This is a genomic window from Micromonospora sp. WMMD735, from assembly GCF_049178995.1.
GTDB lineage: Bacteria > Actinomycetota > Actinomycetes > Mycobacteriales > Micromonosporaceae > Micromonospora > Micromonospora wenchangensis.
Genome location: NZ_JBMHMJ010000002.1, coordinates 2561417 through 2578671 on the forward strand (window position 1 = coordinate 2561417; position 17255 = coordinate 2578671).

Annotated in this window: 10 protein-coding genes; 1 reads left to right on the top strand and 9 read right to left on the bottom strand. The window is 73.4% G+C overall.

Annotated elements, in window-relative coordinates; genetic code table 11:
* Positions 1-593: 593 nt before the first annotated feature.
* The 6 genes from ACN268_RS10835 to ACN268_RS10860 all read right to left on the bottom strand — a co-directional run bounded on the left by ACN268_RS10835 (position 594) and on the right by ACN268_RS10860 (position 13698).
* Positions 594-4265 (bottom strand): hypothetical protein, encoded by a 3672-nt coding sequence (locus ACN268_RS10835; RefSeq protein ID WP_421483044.1) that lies wholly within the window; start codon positions 4263-4265, stop codon positions 594-596.
* A 5-nt stretch (positions 4266-4270) separates the two neighbouring features.
* Positions 4271-5158: a hypothetical protein gene (locus tag ACN268_RS10840; RefSeq protein ID WP_421483045.1), complete on the bottom strand. Its 888-nt coding sequence runs from the start codon at positions 5156-5158 to the stop codon at positions 4271-4273.
* Between the two features lie 14 nt (positions 5159-5172).
* On the bottom strand, positions 5173-7020 hold the full coding sequence (locus tag ACN268_RS10845) for a hypothetical protein (RefSeq protein WP_421483046.1): 1848 nt from the start codon (positions 7018-7020) through the stop codon (positions 5173-5175).
* 40 nt (positions 7021-7060) lie between these two features.
* On the bottom strand, positions 7061-11668 hold the full coding sequence (locus ACN268_RS10850) for a DUF6603 domain-containing protein (RefSeq protein ID WP_421483047.1): 4608 nt from the start codon (positions 11666-11668) through the stop codon (positions 7061-7063).
* 43 nt (positions 11669-11711) lie between these two features.
* On the bottom strand, positions 11712-13385 hold the full coding sequence (locus ACN268_RS10855) for a hypothetical protein (RefSeq protein WP_421483049.1): 1674 nt from the start codon (positions 13383-13385) through the stop codon (positions 11712-11714).
* A 157-nt stretch (positions 13386-13542) separates the two neighbouring features.
* The gene (locus ACN268_RS10860; protein ID WP_421483050.1) at positions 13543-13698 is read right to left on the bottom strand and encodes a hypothetical protein; all 156 of its coding nucleotides are present in this window, start codon (positions 13696-13698) and stop codon (positions 13543-13545) included.
* A 328-nt stretch (positions 13699-14026) separates the two neighbouring features.
* Here ACN268_RS10860 and ACN268_RS10865 point away from each other — a divergent pair, with 328 nt between their 5' ends.
* Positions 14027-15382: a glycoside hydrolase family 6 protein gene (locus tag ACN268_RS10865; protein WP_421483051.1), complete on the top strand. Its 1356-nt coding sequence runs from the start codon at positions 14027-14029 to the stop codon at positions 15380-15382.
* A 244-nt stretch (positions 15383-15626) separates the two neighbouring features.
* Here ACN268_RS10865 and ACN268_RS10870 read toward each other — a convergent pair whose 3' ends face one another.
* The 3 genes from ACN268_RS10870 to ACN268_RS10880 are packed head-to-tail and all read right to left on the bottom strand — an operon-like array spanning position 15627 to position 17217.
* Entirely contained in the window at positions 15627-15881 is a 255-nt protein-coding gene (locus ACN268_RS10870) for a hypothetical protein (RefSeq protein WP_421483052.1), read from the bottom strand.
* Positions 15878-17050 carry an acyl-CoA dehydrogenase family protein gene (locus ACN268_RS10875; RefSeq protein ID WP_363656060.1) on the bottom strand — a complete coding sequence of 391 codons (1173 nt, stop codon included), beginning with the start codon at positions 17048-17050 and terminating at the stop codon, positions 15878-15880. Before ACN268_RS10875 ends, ACN268_RS10870 begins: the two co-directional genes overlap by 4 nt.
* A gap of 32 nt (positions 17051-17082) precedes the next feature.
* Positions 17083-17217: an SDR family oxidoreductase gene (locus ACN268_RS10880; RefSeq protein WP_421483053.1), complete on the bottom strand. Its 135-nt coding sequence runs from the start codon at positions 17215-17217 to the stop codon at positions 17083-17085.
* Positions 17218-17255: the final 38 nt, after the last annotated feature.

The following is a 17255-nucleotide window of genomic DNA, read 5'->3' on the forward strand; positions in this document are numbered from 1 at the left end:
GTACCGGCGGCCGAGGTCCACGGCCGCGACACCGGCGGGGCGGCACCGAGCGGCCGGCCCCCGCACCGACGCCTCTCACCCGGTCGGCCCAGCCGCCGGTGCCCGACGCGTGCCGACCTGCGGGGACGGTCGGCGCGGTGGTGCGGGCGTTGACGAACAGATCCGGCACTTCCCGCTTCACCGACCGGACCGGTGCCGCGTGCGCCGCGGCCGGACCCATCGCGTCCTCCATGGTCACGCCGACGGCACCGGCCGCAGCCATCGCAGCCGCGGCGGCGACCGACCCGGTCCCGATGTCGACGGTGACGTGGGCCGGGAGCGTCGCCAGGCCGAGGACCCCCAGAGATCCAGCCGCCCAACCGGTACCTGCCCGACGATGGCACACCGTGACGGATGTGCAGGTCAGTGGCCAGGTGGCTCCTGACCTGTGCCAGCCCGTCCCCGACCCTCCGTGAGACGGTCGGGGGAAATCTCGGCAGGTGAGGGCGCTGGGCAGCAAGGTCCAACGCCCTCAGGCCGGCCGTCACCGATCGTCCGCAGGCTCAGTCCTCCCCGCTCGGTTCCAGCAGGAGCCGAGCCGGCTGTGCCCGTCGCTACTGCGGCGGGCGCACGCCGCCGTGCAGCCGCAGCCAGCCGCTGCGTACCGTCGGTGGGGTGCCGGGGAAGCGGGCGACGCCGTCGGCCGGGGCGATGTCGAAGGTGGTGATGCCGACACCGTCCCGTTCGGACCAGGACCAGGTGCCGTCCACCTGCGGCGGCCGGGGAAGCACGATCGCGGGCCCCGCGGCCGAGGGTTGCAGGTCGGTCAGGAGCGGGCCGAAGCGGACGGTCAGCGCCATTGCCACCATCGCGTCGGCGACCATGCGTTGCGGCAGGGTCAGGGTCGTCACCGGCAGGATGTCGGTGACCAGGTGGACGGGCAGCCGGGGGTCCATCAGCACGATGAGGTCGGTGCGTGACGCGTCATCGAACCTGACCGCCGGGAACGAGTCCGGGCCGATCGGCCGGACGTAGTCGGTGATCAGGCCGGCCGGCCGGTAGGCCGCCTGGAAGTGCCCGCCGTCCGGGACGGAAAGGTAACCGATCAGGCCGTCGCCGCGCAGCGCCGCGTCGCCGACCCGCACTCCGAAGGCGTGGGCGGACACCGGCGACGGGACCGGGTCGAAGGTGTGTGGCCACTGCGGGTCGGTGCGCGGCGGCCGGGCCGACCTGCCGTGCAGCGTGGCACAGACCAGGGCGAGCGGGCGGCCGGCCAGGGCCGCCAGGTAGGTCTCGTCGCCGCCGCCGGGCGGGTCGATGGTCCACAGCGTGGCGTCGACGGTGCGCAGCAGGTCGGCGAAGGCCGCCGGGCCGGCGACGGTCAGGCCGCGCAGGAAACCGGCCAGCACCGGGAAGTTCCCGGTGAGCAGGTCGAGGGTGGGGCAGGCCGAGCCGGGGGCGGGCAGCCACGAGATCTGCGGCCCGGTCAGGCCGGCCGTCTCGGTCAGCTCACCCAGGGCGGTGCCGTCCGGGGCGTAGCACGCGAGGGCCTCGTCGAGCGGGCTGGGCACGATCCAGGCGCACACCACGTCGGCGGCGTCCGGGGCGTCCTCGCCCGGTCGGCTCGGTCGACCGGGTCCGCCCGGTGCGAAGCCGACGTCGAGCCGCGCCGGCTCCAGCAGCCGCGGCGGCAGCTGGATGAAGGTCGCCACCCCGGTGTTGATCGGCTGCTGCGGCACCAGCCCCTGCGCGATGGTCGGGGTGAGCGTGCCGGCGGAATTGATGTCGTATACGTCGATGCTCTGCCCGAACCGGTCGACCACCCTGACCTGCGTGAAGGCGAACTGGCCGGCGCGTAGGGCCTGGAATCCGCCGGGCTCGGGCGGGCCGTAGGTCACCGGCCCGTCAACCATCGGCATCGCGACACCGCCGCCGCCGATCAGTTCGGCGATGCTCAGGCCGGTCGCCGGGTCCACGTCGGCGGCGTCCGGGGTGCGCAGGCTCGCCGGATCACGCAGGGCCAACTTCTCGTTGAAGCCGCTCAGGGCCTGGGACAGCAGGTCCCACGCGTCGACGGAGGCGGCGAAGGACGACAGCGCGGTCCGCGTGGGCTCCGGCAGCGTGGTCAGGTAGGTGTCCAGGCGGGCCTTGAAGGTGGCCGAAGGCTGCGGTGTCAGCAGACTGCGGCCGCTGATGCTGAACGGGTGCCCGGGAGTCTGCCCGGGTTGGGGTCCGGGGTACGTCCAGGTGGTGCGCCAGCTCGCGTCGTACGAGGTCCCGTCGAAGGTCCACAAGGTGTCCAGCGGCAGTGGGTAGTAGGTCGTCTGCCATTCCAGGAACAGCGGTGCCCAGGGCTGCGACCAGCGCTGCGGCAGGATCGCCGGCGGTGTCCCGGTCACGCCGGAGCCGGCCGCCATGAGTTGCTCGGCGGCGGTGGTCAGCTCGGCCGTCGCCCAGGGCAGCCCTACCCGCTCGGCGGCGATGGCGGCGACCTCGGCGGCGTGGGCCGGGTCGAGGAGGTACGCCTCCGTCTGAAGGGCGACGAACGCCGCTGCCACCGGGACCCCGCCGTGCTGCTCGGTGAGGGGCACGATCCCCGGCGCGCCCACGACGTCGCTCGCGTTCACCGGGATCTGCACTCCGGGCGGCGGGATCGGGCCGGGCACCGAGCCGTCCGGCAGCCGGCCGTCCGGTCCGACCAGCCCGGCCAGCGGCAGGGTCAGCGCCGTGACCAGCTGATCGGCGAAGCGGCACGGCAGCAGCCCGTCCGCGCCGGTGCCGAGGTTCTCGTCGAACGTGCCCGCCCGTACGCCCGCGATCACCACCACCGGGTCGGCCGCGCTGCGGAACGACGGCAGGTCGGCGCGCTTGAGCACGGTGCGCGGGGGCAGTGGGTGCCGCGCGGTGTAGGCGTCCATCGCGGCCGCCAGCTCCTGCTGCGAGGTGCCCCACGGCACGTCCGTCCGGGCCCGTTGGACCTCCCGGCGCAGCGCCGCGACGCGGCCAGCCAGGCTCTCCGGCCGGCCAGGGTCGAGCTCGGCGGCGAACCGGTCGTCGGTCAGGCCCTCGGGACGGTAGTGCAGGGCGTTGTACCGGCCGCGCTTCCACCACAGCTCGTACAGCTCGCGTTGCAGCGCGGCCAGCCGGCGGGCGGCGAGATCGTAGCGGGCCTGCGCCCGGTTCAGCTCGGCGAGCCAGTCCGGGTCGGCGGTGCCCGGCTCGGCCGACGGCCCGTCGCCGTCGGGCTGCGCCGCGACGACCTGCCACACCGATCCGCCGGGGCGCGCCGTGAACCAGGCGTCGTGGATGCGGGTGGCGAGCAGCGCCGGGCCGTCCGGGTCGTCGAGGGTGTGCAGCAGGTCGTACTGGAAGGCTTCGAGCAGGTCCGGGTCGAGTCCGGCGTCGGGCTGCCGGGCGGCCCGGTCGCGGATGAGGGCGGACACGGCGTCGACGGAGGTGTTGCCGACGGCCATCGCGGTCGGGGCCGGGCGCGGCGCGGCGAACGTCCGCGAGTAGGCCAGGGCGCGGATCGCGCCGTGGCAGACGGTCGTGCCGGCGACGCGCCCGGCCGGGTCCGGGCCGGCGGACCAGCCCAGCTCGGCCAGCCGGGCGGCGAGGCCGGCGGGCTGGCGTGCCGGGGCCAGTAGGTCCGACGCGGGGTCGGCGTACCAGCCGACGACCACGTAGGACAGCGTGGACCCGTCCTCGACGTCGTCGGCCGGATCGTGCAGCGAGAACACCCCGACGGCGTGCGGCTGATAGGCGGCGAACGTGATGTTGCCGGGTGCGACCGCGGTCAGGAACGGCACCGGACGCTCGGCCGGCTCGCGCCAACCCGCCAGGGGCAGCACCCGGCCGATCCGGGTCGGCGTCGGCGTCCGGGCCGTCGGGTCGAGGTACGGCGAGGCTCCGTCCGAACCGAGGTGGTCGCTCTCGACGACCCACCCTCGGCTCCGGACCCGGTCGCCGGGTGCCCGATCCGTTCGCGTCGCGCTGCGGACGACCAGCCAGCGGTTCGGCACCAGCGGATATGCCGTCGTGCCGCCCGCCGCGTCGTGGTGCCCGGTGCGCATCGCGGCGGGCAGGACCCACTGCAGGTGCACGCCGTCGCTGTCGGCGTCACCGGCCCAGTCCAGCCGGGGCTCGGCGAACGCGTCGGGTTCGGGCGAACCGAAGCCGGGCAGCTGGGTGTAGTCCATCCGCCACCGCCGGAAGCCCTGAGCGCGCACACCCGGGTTGACCTGGAGGGCTTGAAGCTGGATCGGGACCAGCAGGGTGGTGTCCACCGGGCTCACGTCTCTCTCGGCACTGGGGCGGTGTGGTGGAAGGTGAGCTGATGCGCCGACGCGAGGAGTTCGGTGGCGAACAGAGCGGAACCCATCGGTACCGCGGTGCCGGGCAGCAGTTCCCCCAGGCGGGCCTGCAGGGCGTCAGCGAGGTCCCGCACCCGCAGGACCGACGGATCACCCGGGCGGGTGAAGGCGGCGTGCAGGCCGGGCTGACCGGCGGCCGGGAACCGGGCGTTGAGCTGGGTGCCGTCGGGCCGGCGCAGAACCAGCCCGCCACCGCCACCTTCGTCGTTGCCATCGCCGCCGTCGAAGCCGAAGTGCAGGCCGTGCCATGGTTCGGTCAGCGTCACCGTGTCCGGCACGCTGTCGAACAGCGCCAGCAGCACGGTGTCGGAGAGCCGGTCCAGCCGCAGCAGCGGCACCCGCCGGCCGCCGGCGCTGGCCTCGACGGCCAGGCCGGGCCAGCCGGCGACCACGGCCGAGCGCAGCAGCAGTCCCGTGCGCTGCTGCGACAGGGGGATGGCGTCGGGGCCGGGGTCGGGACGGTCCGGCCTGCCGGGAATGTCCGGCAGGCCCCCGGAACCGGGCGGCCCCTGCGGTGTGGTCGGGGTGGGGGGCGTGGGCGGGGTGGCCAGGCCGGCCGCCGTGGCGGCAGCGGCCCCGGCGACCTCGGCCCCGCCGGTGGGTACCGCCAGGTCCGGCCGGTTGCGGTGGTCCGCGCGTACCGCACCCACCTTCGCCGCGACGACCTCGACCAGCGGCCGGCTCATCGCCTGGTGCAGCTCCAGGTCGCGGCTGCCTTCGACGCCGATGCTCAGCGCACCGTCGATCAGGGCCGCGATCCAGCCGCTGTCGAGGTAGAAGAACCGCATCGACTCGACCGGCAGCATGCGCTCGTCCGGGATCAGGTGCCGGAACGGGATCTGGTGCAGCAGTGCCAGTTCGGCCAGCCAGCCGGTGGCCGGGTCGGCGGCCGGGCCGCGCGCGTGGTCGGCGAGCAGGTCCCGGACGTCGGTGCGGGAGAGCAGGTATCGCAGTTGCTCGACCGGGTCGAGCCCGTCCCGGCCGGGCCAGCCGGGGCGGCCGGGCCAGCCGGTCGGCCGGGGACGAAGCCGGTCGGCAGGTCCGGGTCGGACGGTCGCGGCGGGACCGGCGGCTCGGCCGCCTCGGCCGGAGACAGGTATGCCACATCGACGCCCTCGTCGAAGTTACCGCCGCCGAGGTACAGCGCCGACGGTGGTGGCAGCAGGCCCGCGATGACCGCTGCGGCGGCGGTGCCCGGCGACACCGCCATCGGTGGGCTCGGCGGTGCGGGTGGGCTCGGTGGTGCGGGTGGACCGGTGAGTGCCGAGGTCAGCTGGTCGCCCATGCCACCGGCCAGCAGTTCCCCGAACGCGTTGCGGCTGCGGACGGCGAGCAGGTCGGCGGCGCTCACCTGCGGACCGGGTGGCGGCATGGGAGCAGGCGGCACCGGCGACACCGGCCTGAGGTTGGCGAACAGCGGCGAGCCCGCCCGGGCCTGGAGCTTGGTCACGATCTGGAACGCCGAACGGCGGGCGTTGACCATCGCCACGGCAAAGCCACGGTCGGCCAGCGCCGCGAGCCGGCCGGCCTCGAACGCGACCGCGTAGGAGACGTCGAAGACGCCGTCGGACTGCGAGTAGATGGTCACCTCGGAGGCGGTCGCGTAGTGCGGGGTGCCGTCGGTCGGGCCGGGCAGCGGCTGTGCCGGGTACGGGGTGAACGGCCCCCGGTACCAGGCGAAGGTCTGCTCGCCGGTGGGCAGCCGGTAGTCCAGCGCCGCGAAGCCCTGCCGAAGCCGGGTCAGCGCCGCGGACGGCGGTGCGGACGGCGGCACCGGGATCCGCGGCAGGAGCGCCTCGGGCCCGGCGGACGCGGCAGGGGCCAGACCGGCCAGCAGCCGGCCGATGTCACCGCCGCCGGCCGGGTTCGACGTGAACGACCACGACGCGAGCACCGCCAGCCGCAGCCGGACATCCCCACCGTCCGCCGGGGCGCCGCCCACACCCGGCAGGTCGACGGCGAGACCTTCGAGCGAGACCAGGCAGGCGAGGTGGGCCGAACCGGTGCCGCCGCTGCCGGGCGGCGGGGTGGGCCGGCGGTTGGCGACGACGACGGCGTGCCAGCCGTCCCGGTCCGCCTGCCCAGCCGCGCGGGACGCGGTGTCCGTGCGCCGTACGTGTGCCAGCAGCCGCGCCTCACCGGCGGCCGGTGCGATGGCGGTGAACAGCCGCCGGTGCAGGCTCAGGCTGGTCATCTGCGTCGCGAGGACCTGCGCCGACAGCGTGTCGGCGGCGATGGCCGGTGGACGTTCGTGGGGGTCGGAGGCGTCCAGGAACTGCGCGACGGTCCCCGTGTGCAGCGCCGGGCCGGGCGGCAACTCGTCGGCGCGCAGCACCAGCAGCGCCAGCCAGGGCTCGGCACTGTCGCCCGAGTCGGCGTCGAGGTGCCGTTCCCAGGGCAGGGTGCGCCGGTTGAGGACGATCGAGGGCAGGGTGGCGCCGAAGTCGCCGGAGCTGTTCGCCGGTGGGTACACCTCGCCGACGTCGCCGGCGTCGAGCACGAAGCGCGGGGCATCGACGGTGAACGTCTGGGTGCGCGGCCCGAAGTACGCTGCGGTGTCCACACCGTCGACGCTCTGCACGGCTGACAGCTCGTAGGTCCCCGCGTCCAGACCCGGGCGGTACCCGTCGTAGAACTGCACGGAGCCCGGCGGCAGCGGCTCGCTCATCGACGTTCCTCTCTCACACTGGGTCGCCGGGCCGGCCCGTTCAGGGCGCGGTCCCGGTCAGCATCGGCTCGTCGGTGAACAGCGTCCCGGCGTCCGCCGCGAAGGCGTCGACCGGGCCGTCGGCCGCTGGCGCGGCGTCGAGGATGCCGAGCGCGGCGAACAGCGCGGCGCGCGCCGCCTTCGCGGCCGGGCCGGCGATCTGCGCCGCGATCGCGCCGACCGCGCCCGAGTGCGTCGCCACCGCGCCGACCGGCTCGGCGGCGGCGGTCAGCGGCAGCGCATTGTCGGCCGTGATCCGTGCGACGCCGAGGGTCCCGGCCGCGTCGACCGAGCCGCCGGTCCACCCCGCGACCGCAGGCGGTGCGGTGAGGGTCAGGCCGGTCAGCCGATCAGGGACCAACTGCGCGTCGCCGGGGTCGAGGGTCGAACCGTCACCGGCGCCCCACAGCGCCGTGGGAACGTCCGAGGTGACGCCGGCAGCGTGCCAGCCGCTCGCGGTCAGGTCGATCTCGCCGGCCGGCCCGCCGGCCGTGCGCCGTAGCGTCACCCGCTGCCGCACCGTCAGGCCGGTGCGGCCCAGGGGCCTGACGTCCACCGGCGGCCCGGACACGGCCACGGTCTGTGTCGTGGAGCCGAGCAGCACCCGGCTGACCGGCACCGCGTTGCGCAGCGTCACGGCGAAGCCGTCGGCGCGCACCGGCCAGGGCTCCGGCCCGGCTGGGTCAGTCGAAGCAGCCGAGCCGGTCGAGCCGGTCGAGGCGGCCGAGCCGGTCGAGGCGGCCGAGCCGGTCTGCGGCGCGGCCAGTCCGGCCGCCACAGTGAAAGTCGTGCTCGCCGGGGCGGCCGGCAGCAGTTCCTGGAACCCGGCCCAGTCCAGCCGGGTCACCGCCGGATCGGCGGTGTCAGCCGCCGCGCCGAAGGCCACCGTGAAGGTGACGACCCACAGCCGGACGGTGACCGTCCCGCCGGTCGGCGGACCCCACAGCTCCAGCTCCGCGCCCGCCTCCAGGTGCAGGGTCTTCGCCGTGAACAGCAGGTTCGCCGTGTACTCGATCCCGACGCTGACCCCGATCCGGGTCCGGAACCGAAACGGCGTCCACGCGACCAGCAGATCGGCCTGGGCGGTGAACCAGGCGGTCAGGCTGCCGTCGTGATAGCGCACGTCCAGCGTCCCGCCGGCCATGATCGCCGACGGGGTCAGCGCGAAGTAGGCGGTGCCGGAGATGCGTACCGCCGCGTCCAACGACCAGGTGAAGCCGACCCGTGGTACGACCGGGTAGTGCTTCGGCGCGTCGAACGCGGGGTGGTAGCCGCCGACGGTGACCGCGAAGTCGCCGGCGTTGCGGTGCTCACCGAACCAGGCGTAGAACGCGAAGCCGCCGGTGAGGACGCAGGCCGGGTCGAGCAGGTACGAGTTGCGGGTCAGCGCCGCGGACAGGGCGACGATCCCCTCGCCGGGCCGCAGCACACTGCGGAGCTCGAGTTGCAGCTGCGCGTACGGGCGGGCCGCGCCGGTCGACGGGAAGCGGGCCGTGGTCACGCCGAGCAGCAGGACCGTCAGCGCGTTGCCGAACTCGACGGCCAGCAGGGCGGTCGTGTCGAACTGCCGGTAGGTGTGGAAGCGCACCCCGACGGCCAGCCAGGTCTGCCCCGGCGCAGGGCTGAGCCAGGGCTGCGGCCCGCCGGTGAGGGCGGCCAGCGCCTGCGCCGGTGAGCCGTCCGCATCCTGCGCGCCGAGCCCGGCGACCAGCGGGAAGCCGGCCACCTCGGTGACCGCGGGCAGCCGGATCGTGGAGTGGTAGCCGAAGCCCGCCGCCAGCGCGGTGACCGAGAACGCGGGCGGGCCCCCGAACGTTCCGGCGGCCCGCAGGAACAGGAACATCGACGGTTCGCCGTCGACCTCGGTGTACGAGCCGTAGGCCAGCGCGCCCCAGGACGGCATCGAGACGGCGGCGCCGCCGTCGTACCGGAACGTGGCACCGTCCGTCGGCGGGACCGAGGTGAACCCGCCGAGGATCGCCAGCGGCGCGTTCACGTAGGACAGTGCCAGGCCGCGTACGTCGAACCGCGGCACGAAGCCGGCCACCGGCACCCCGATCGAGGCCCCCTGCAGGGCCAGGGACAGGCCGTCGGCCTCCAGCGAGCCGTCCAGGACGAACCAGAGGGCCGCGTCGCGGTACCGGGCGCCGACCCGGGCGATGGTGACCGGTCCGAAGGCCTTCTGCACGGTGAACCACACGGTGCCGTCCGCGTCGGTCGGCGCGGCGGCGACCACGCCACCCTGCCCGGACGACTGGCCGACGGTGGAACCGACCGGCGCGGTCGCCGGATCCGTGGGGGTGCCGGGTCCGGCGGCCTGGCCGGCGCCGAGGGCGATCGGGATGCGCTGCGCCCCGAAGCGCAGCACGGCGGAGAAGGCGAGGGCCGCGGCTGTGCCCTGCTCCGGGAACCTCGGACAGCCCTCCCGGATGAGCCCGTTCGCCTCGACCGCGGTCTGCGGGAGAATCCGGGCGTCGGACACGATCACCTGGAGCTGCTCGACCGCGCAGCTTTCGGCGTCCCCGAGGGCGGTGCCGATCACCGGCAGGTCGGACAGCCCGATCGGGTCCCCGACGGACACCGCGGCCAGATACCGCGTCGACCCGTCGGCGTCCGGTGCGGCGGGCAGCGCCACGAAGACCGCTGCGCCGTGGGCCGCCGACCGGGCGCCGATCATCAGCTGCCGGGAGGTCGGGTCGTAGGTCAGGTCCGCGGCGGTCAGCGTCAGGTCGAGCCCGGGCGGAAGTTCCGGCACCGGCAGGTCGAGGCCCGCAGCCACGTCGGTGAGGGACAACGGGGGCTGCTGCGGGTCGGCTGTCCAGCGCGCGTCGATGCTCGTGCTGCTCCGGCCGTCGCGCAGGTTGAGCGTCACCGCGCAGGCCATCCGACCGATCGTCAGGGTCGCGCTGTACCGGGCCGTGAATCCCGCGGTGCCGACCGTGGTCGCCGGGTCCGGCGGTTCCGCGCCGCTCGGCTGGTCCGCCGGCACCGGGTCGAGCGCGACGTCGACGCGCAGCTGCGCCGGGGCGCCGGCCACGGTGAAGGCGCCGGTGCAGGAGAACGTGAAGGCGCCGGTGCCGGTCGTCACACTCGCCGCCACCTCGACGAGGGCGAGGTGGCGCAGCACGTCGGGCACCTCGGTGATGCCGAAGTCGGCGGCGAGGGAGCTGAGGAAGTCGCCGACCGGGAGGATGTCCCCGGCGCCGGTCGACCCGGCGAACCGCCAGCCTTCGACCGCCCCCTCGTACGCGGCCTGCAGCAGCACGTTGATCGACGGCCCGAAGCTCAGCACCGCCTCGACGTACCCGGACAGGCCCGACGGCGACTGGTAGGCGACGCCGACCGAGACCCGGCGCAGCGCGACGGGGCCGATCCGCCACACGTCGCTCAGCGTGAGGTCGACCGCGTACCGCCCGGCGCGGGGCCGGGCCAGGAAGAAGGCTTCGCTGACGGTCAACGCCCGCGGCAGGTCCGCCGAGGGCAGCCCGAGCGAATCGAGCAGGTCGGCCACCCCGACCGGCGTCTGCTCATACAGCTGCCCCCTTATCTCCAGGCCCGGCAGGCTCGCCGCGACGTCCAACCGCAGCGCACCGAGGGTCAGCAGGCTGACGACCTGCACCGACGGCAGCTGCCCGGTCGCGGCGTCGAACGTCATGGTGACCTTGCGGATCGCCGCGTCCAGCCCGCCGACGCCCAGCCCCGGTCCGTCGCCACGCAGCGAGGCCAGTTCACCGGCCGCCGCCGTGCCGCGCTGCGCACCACCGAGCCATCCGGCCAGTGCGGCCAGGCCGGGGAAGGCCCTCGTCCCGGACGGCTGCAGCGAAGCGGTCCACCGCCTGCCCGGGGCCACCCCGATGGCGACCTCGACCGGCAGGTCCCCGATCGTGACGAGGCTGCTGAGCATGATCTGGTACTGGGCCGGGCCGACGTCACCGCGAACGGTGACGTTGTCGAACGCCAGGACCGAGGGTATGACCGTCCACCGGGCGTCGGGCAGGTTCGCGGTGAACACCAGTCGCGGCCGGTGTGCCCGGTCCGGGTAGAAGGTCAGGTGCAGCTGCGAGGGCTCGACCGAGGCCGTGCCGACCAGCGTCTGCGGCGGGACCGGCAGGACCGCGGCCCGGCCGCTCCCACCGACGCCGAGCGCCAGCAACGTGGGCAGCGGTAGCCGTGTCGTCGCGGGCACGCCGAGCCGCCAGGCCGCTACGGTGCCGGCGGCGGACCGCTCCCGGGTCGACACCAGCGTCACCGCGACCGGCCCGTCGAGGTCCAGGACGCCGGACGCCGCACCGCTCACCGTAAGGCCGGCGGTGCTGCCAGTACTGCCAGGGCCGGTCAGGGTGACCGAGGCGTGGGTCAGGCGCACCGGGCCGGCACCCGCCGGGCCGAGACCCTCGATCGGCCAGGACGCCGAGGTGCCGCCGGCGATGGTGAGCACCTGCCCGGACAGGCTGATCCCGTCGTCGCCCGCGATCAGCTCCAGGACGCCGTTCGGCATCGTGCGCAGGAACTCGGCCAGCTGCACGGGCAGTGCGGAGTCGTCCGCGGCGAGGGTGACCGTGCGCCCCATCGACTCCAGGTGCCGGTACAACGCGTCCAGGTCGCTCACGCCGCGCTCCTTCTCCGCGCGTCCGCGAGCCGGCGCGGCGTGCTCACCACTGGGTCGTCACCACGGTCGGGCCCGCGACGGCCATGGCCGTCGGATAGTGCTCCCAGTACGTCGTGGTGTACGTCCGGTTCCCCACCATCGCGGTGCTGCCCGCCTGGTTGATCCGCAGGACGATATTGCCCCTGTCCCGACCGAGGGCACCGTTGTTGTCGTTGTTGTCGCCCGAGATACGTGACCAGTTGTGTGGGACGTTCTGTTCGTACGCAGGCCCCGGCACCCGGGCCGGGCCTCTGTCTGCTGCCGGCGATGCCCGGATGCCTACCCTGGGATAGCGGCAGTTCGTCAGGAAGTAGAACTCGATCGTGGCGTTGGGATCTTCCAGCCGGTCGATCACCTCCTGGAACGGGTGTCCGTACTCGCGGCCACAGGAGATGATCGCGGTCTTCGGTCCCAGGAAGTTCAGGAAGTTGTCGCTGGTGGACGTGTCCGCACCGTGGTGGCTGGCCTTGAAGGCCGTCACCCAGGGCGCTGCCGCCAGTGCCGGCAGCACGCCGCCGGCACCGTCCGGCAGCGGCTGGCCCGCCACCATCAGCGCCATCGCCAGCTGATCCTCGCTCTCGAAGGGCAGGTCACCGGCGGTGAAATAGCGGAAGTCGTTGAACTGCACGACCAGGCCGATGCTCATCCTGTTGTCGAGCTGCCCGGCGTGGATGATCTGCGGCGCCACACCCACCCCCTGCCACACGCTGGCGATCGCCCCGGAATGCGGTACCGGACCCGAGACGAGAACTGCGTACGGGGCGTGGGCGGGGGCCACCGGGGGTGCGACGCCGTTCCAGAACAGCTCATCGCCCAGCGTCGGAGCGAAGCCGGTCCGCTGCCGGTTCACGCCGGGTATCTGCAGGTGCACCGACGTGCCGTTCATCAGCTCACCCGCGACCGCTTTCGCATACGGGGCGGGCGCGGTGCGCGCATCACCGATGTCGACGACCCGCGTGTTGCAGTAGATTCCGCCCGTGTCGAACCGTCCGTCGGCCGGGACCGTCCGTACCAGTCCCGGGAACACGGCGGCCGCGACCGCCGCACGCACCTGGGCGACGGTCGGTGGATTCGCCATGGCGAGCAGGGCTGCCACGGCCGCGCCGGCCGCCAGACCGGCGTCCCTGCGCCAAGCCTTGCTGGTGATCAACGTGACGTGGCCGCCCCAGCCGCCCCCGACCGCCTCCGCCCTGGCCACTCCCCGCTCGGCGGCCTGAACCGGGTTCAACAGGCTGACGTTCGCCGCGGTGAGGGCGTTCACCGTCGCGTCGATCGAGTTGACGTTGACCCCCCACGATCCGTACAGGATGCCGACCGTCGCGCAGGCCGCCTTGGCCGCGGCCTCCTGCTGCGTGAGCGCCGCACCACCGCCGACCAGTGCCCCGACCGTCGCCCCTACAACGACGTCACACAGGACGGAGAGGTTGTCGGCGAACAGGAGGCTGGAGATCCCGTGCGAATGGTCCTTGTCGTAGTGGGTGACCAGCAGGACATCCGGACCGCTCCCGGGCGGCAGGGTGGCGACGACATACTGGTGTGTCAGAGCCGCGGCCGCCGACAGCCCGCCGTCGATCAGGATCGACCTGCGCGAGCCGGGTACCGCCGGATCCTCGGCGATGATCAGGCTGGCCTCGCCCACACCGATGTCGATCGTGTGGATCTCCAACTCCCACGGCACGCGGCGTCCCCCTCGGATGGTCGTCCATATCGGACGGTGTACGCCGTCGCGGTCTCGCTCGGGGCGCCGTAGTGTATCGGCAGCCACACCGGTTGCCGCGCCTCCCGCGCGAGTGAATTCCTGCCGTTGGCGGGTCGCGGGGCATGACGAAGGCCGGTCACCGTGCTGGTGGCCGGCCCCACGCCAGGGTCCGCATCCGTGACCAGGCGGCGTCCGCGCCGACCAGGATCTCCGTCTCCACGGTCGAGCCGTCGGCGAAGGTGACCTCGTGGCGACCGTGGCCGAGACCACGCACGGCGCCGGCCTCGGCCACCAGCGAACCGTGCCGCCCGGCAGCGAGTCGAGCAGGATTCGCCGAAGGTAGGGGAAACCTCGACGGCGGTGCCAGCCGGCCGGACCGGACGTGTTCACGACGGAACGCCACGATCGCCGACCAGATGCGGCCGGCTTCCGAGCCGAGACCGGGGAGCAGGTACGGGAGCCTTGCTCACCCCGGCAGGATGGTGCTTCAATATAGAAGTATATAGATGTTTACTGGGCGGCCGCCGACCATGCAACGATGCGGCCGGAGCAACGGAGCCGGGCCGCACGCCCCAGGCCACCATCCGGAGCCGGGCCGCGTTCTTCAGGGAGCAGCCAGCATGAGCATGTCACCGTCCGGACGCGTGCCCGCACGGGTCCGCGCGGTTCTCGCTGCCGCCGGATCCATCCTCGTCCTGGGGGCGCTCGTCGGCGCCGCTCCGGCCAGCCCGGCCGATCCGCCTACCAGGATGGACAACCCGTACGTCGGAGCGCGGGTCTACGTCGACCCGGAGTGGGCCGCGCGCGCCGCCGCCGAGCCCGGTGGCGACGCCGTCGCCGGCCAACCGACCGCCGTCTGGCTGGACCGGATCGCCCGGATCGAGGGCAGGGACGGGATGATGGGTCTGCGCGAGCACCTGGACGCGGCCGTGGCACAGCGCGCCGACCTCGTCCAGCTGACCCTCTACGACCTGCCGGCCCGCGACTGCGGCCGATGGGCTCCGCCCGGCGAACTGTCGATCGGCGACATCGCCCGCTACCGGACCGAGTTCGTCGACCCGATCGTCGAGATCCTCGCCGACGCCCGCTACGCCAATCTGCGGATCGTCACCTTCGTCGAGCCGAACTCGCTGCCCAACCTCGTGGTCAACGTGAGCCCCCGCTACAACGCCACCCCAGCCTGCGACGAGGTCAAGGCGCGCGGCACCTATCTCGATGGGATCGGGTACGCCCTGGCCCGGCTCGGCACCATACCCAACGTCTACTCGTACCTGGACATCAGCCACCATGGCGAGACCGGCTGGGCGGACAACGCCGACCCGTTGACGGCGCTGCTGGCGCAGGCCGCGACGAACGGCGGCAGCACGCTGGCCGATGTGCACGGCTTCGTCGCCAACACCGCCAACTACTCGGTCCTGCGCGAGGAGCACTTCCGGGTGGACGACGTGGTCGCCGGTCAGCCGGTGTACCAGTCGAAGTGGGTCGACTGGAACCCGTTCGTCGACGAGATCCCCTATGCACGGCACATGCGCGACCGACTGATCGCAGCGGGCTTTTCCCCGCAGGTGGGGGTGGTAGTGGACACCTCCCGCAACGGCTGGGGCGGCCCGAACCGACCCACTGGCCCGGCGACCTCGTGGGACGTGAACCGTTACGTCGACGGCAGCCGGCTCGACCGGCGGACGGTGGTCGGGAACTGGTGCAATCAGGTGGGCACCGGTCTCGGCCAGCGGCCGACCGCCGCGCCAGAGTCGGGCATCGACGCGTACGTCTGGGTCAAGCCGCCTGGCGAGTCCGACGGCGCCAGCGCCCGGCCGGGTGCGGGCCGCCCGTACGAGCCCTTGTGCGATCCGGACTACCTTCCGCCGCGCGGTTCGACGTGGCCCACCGGCGCGATGCCGGCGGCACCCCCGTTCGGGGAGTGGTTTCCGGCGCACTTCCGCCAACTGCTGGTCAACGCCTGGCCGCCGCTGTAACTACTCGCGACCCCACCAGGTTCTGACCGCCGCTGGGGCGGCACGCGTCTCGACCGTGGTACCAGGTGTTCTCGCCGGCAGCCAGTGGGACGCGGCCCGATAGGGTGGCGATCGAAGGAGAACACCGCCACCCCACGTTCGGCACCCTACCGTTGTGCCCGCCGTCTGCAGTTGTCCCTGAACACCGTCGAACGCGCGAGCCGACCGGCCCGAGCGGACGCTCCCCGTCCCACACGCACCCGGGCTAGTACTCAGTGGTCCTGCGTTGGACGGGCAGGCTCTCGGCCTTGTGTTGATCGATGAGATCGTGGGCTGGCGCGATGGTGCCGCCGAACGGGCCGGTCGCGGCCCGTCGCGGGTCGAGGTCGATCCACTGGCGGTCGTCGGTGGCGTCGGCGAACCGGTCGACCCGTTGCTGGTCGATCCGGAACCAGGGGCCGGGGCCCGGGGCCTCGCCGGTCGCCTCGGCCAACTCCTCGATGGACGCGAAGACCCTCATGCCAGGTGCCCTCCCAGCTTCGTGTAGCCGCGCAGCAGGTCGCGGGAGATGATCAGTCGCTGCATCTCGTCGGTGCCCTCGAAGATCCGGTAGAGCCGGACCTGCCGGTACCAGCGCTCGATCGGCAGCTCGCGGGTGTAGCCCATGCCGCCGTGGATCTGCAGGACGCGGTCGACCACCCGGTTGACCATGCCCGCGCCGTACAGCTTCGCCATCGAGGAGGCGTGCCGCGGGTCCATGCCCTCATCGACGGTCCAGGCGGCACGCAGGATGAGCCACCGGGCCGCCTCCAGCTCGGTCTCCGAGTCGGCGATCATCCACTGGATGGCCTGGTTGGTGCCGATCTTCGCGCCGAAGGTCTCCCGGGTGTTGGCGTGGTCGATGGCCATCGACAACGCCCGCTCGGCGATGCCGACGGCGTGCGACGGGATGATGTAGCGGCCCTTGCCGATCCACTCCATGCCGAGGCTGAAGCCCTGCCCGGGCTCGCCGAGGATGTTACGCCCGGGCACCCGGACGTCGTCGAAGACCAGCGAGGCGGGGCCACCCTCGCCCATCGTCTGGATGAACTCCGAGCGCCAGCCCATCGACCGGTCCACCAGGAACGCGGTGGCGCCGCCGTGGCGGGCACCCTTCTCCCGGTCGGTCACCGCGATCACGATGGCGAAGTCGGCATCGTGACCGCCGGTGATGAAGGTCTTCTCGCCGTTGAGGATCCAGTCGTCGCCGTCGCGGCGGGCGCTGAGCTTGATGTTGGCCGCGTCGGAGCCGGCGCCGGGCTCGGTGATCGCGAAACAGCTGCGCCGCTCCCCCTCGATGGTCGGGACCAGATACTCGCGCTTCTGCTCGTCATTGGCGTGGAACAGGATGTTGTCCGCCTCGCCGCCGAACCGGAACGGCACGAACGAGCGGCCGAGTTCGGTCCAGATCAGGGACTGGGTGACGGCCGGCAGGTCCATGCCGCCGTACTCCTGCGGGGTGGCCAGCCCCCAGAACCCGAACGTGCGCGCCTTGAGCTGCAACGCGCGCAGCTCGCTGTGCTCCAGTCCGGGCCGGTGCGCCCGTTCCCGCCGCAGCAGCTCCTGCTCCAGCGGCATGACCTCTCTGGTGATGAAGTCGCGGGCGGTGTCGCGGATCGCCCGCTCGGTGTCGGAAAGCGCGAAGTCCATGTCCCCTCCGGGTGCTGGTCCGCCGGCGCGCCTCAGCGCGCGCCGCCGTTGACGTACAGGGTCTGTCCGCTGACGTACGACGCGTCGTCGCTGGCCGGGAAGGCGATCACCGAAGCGATCTCCGTCGGCTGGGCGACCCGGCGCAGCGGGGTGTGCTCGGCGACCATCCACTGATGCCGATGCCCTGCCCGGCGCCGGTGACGAC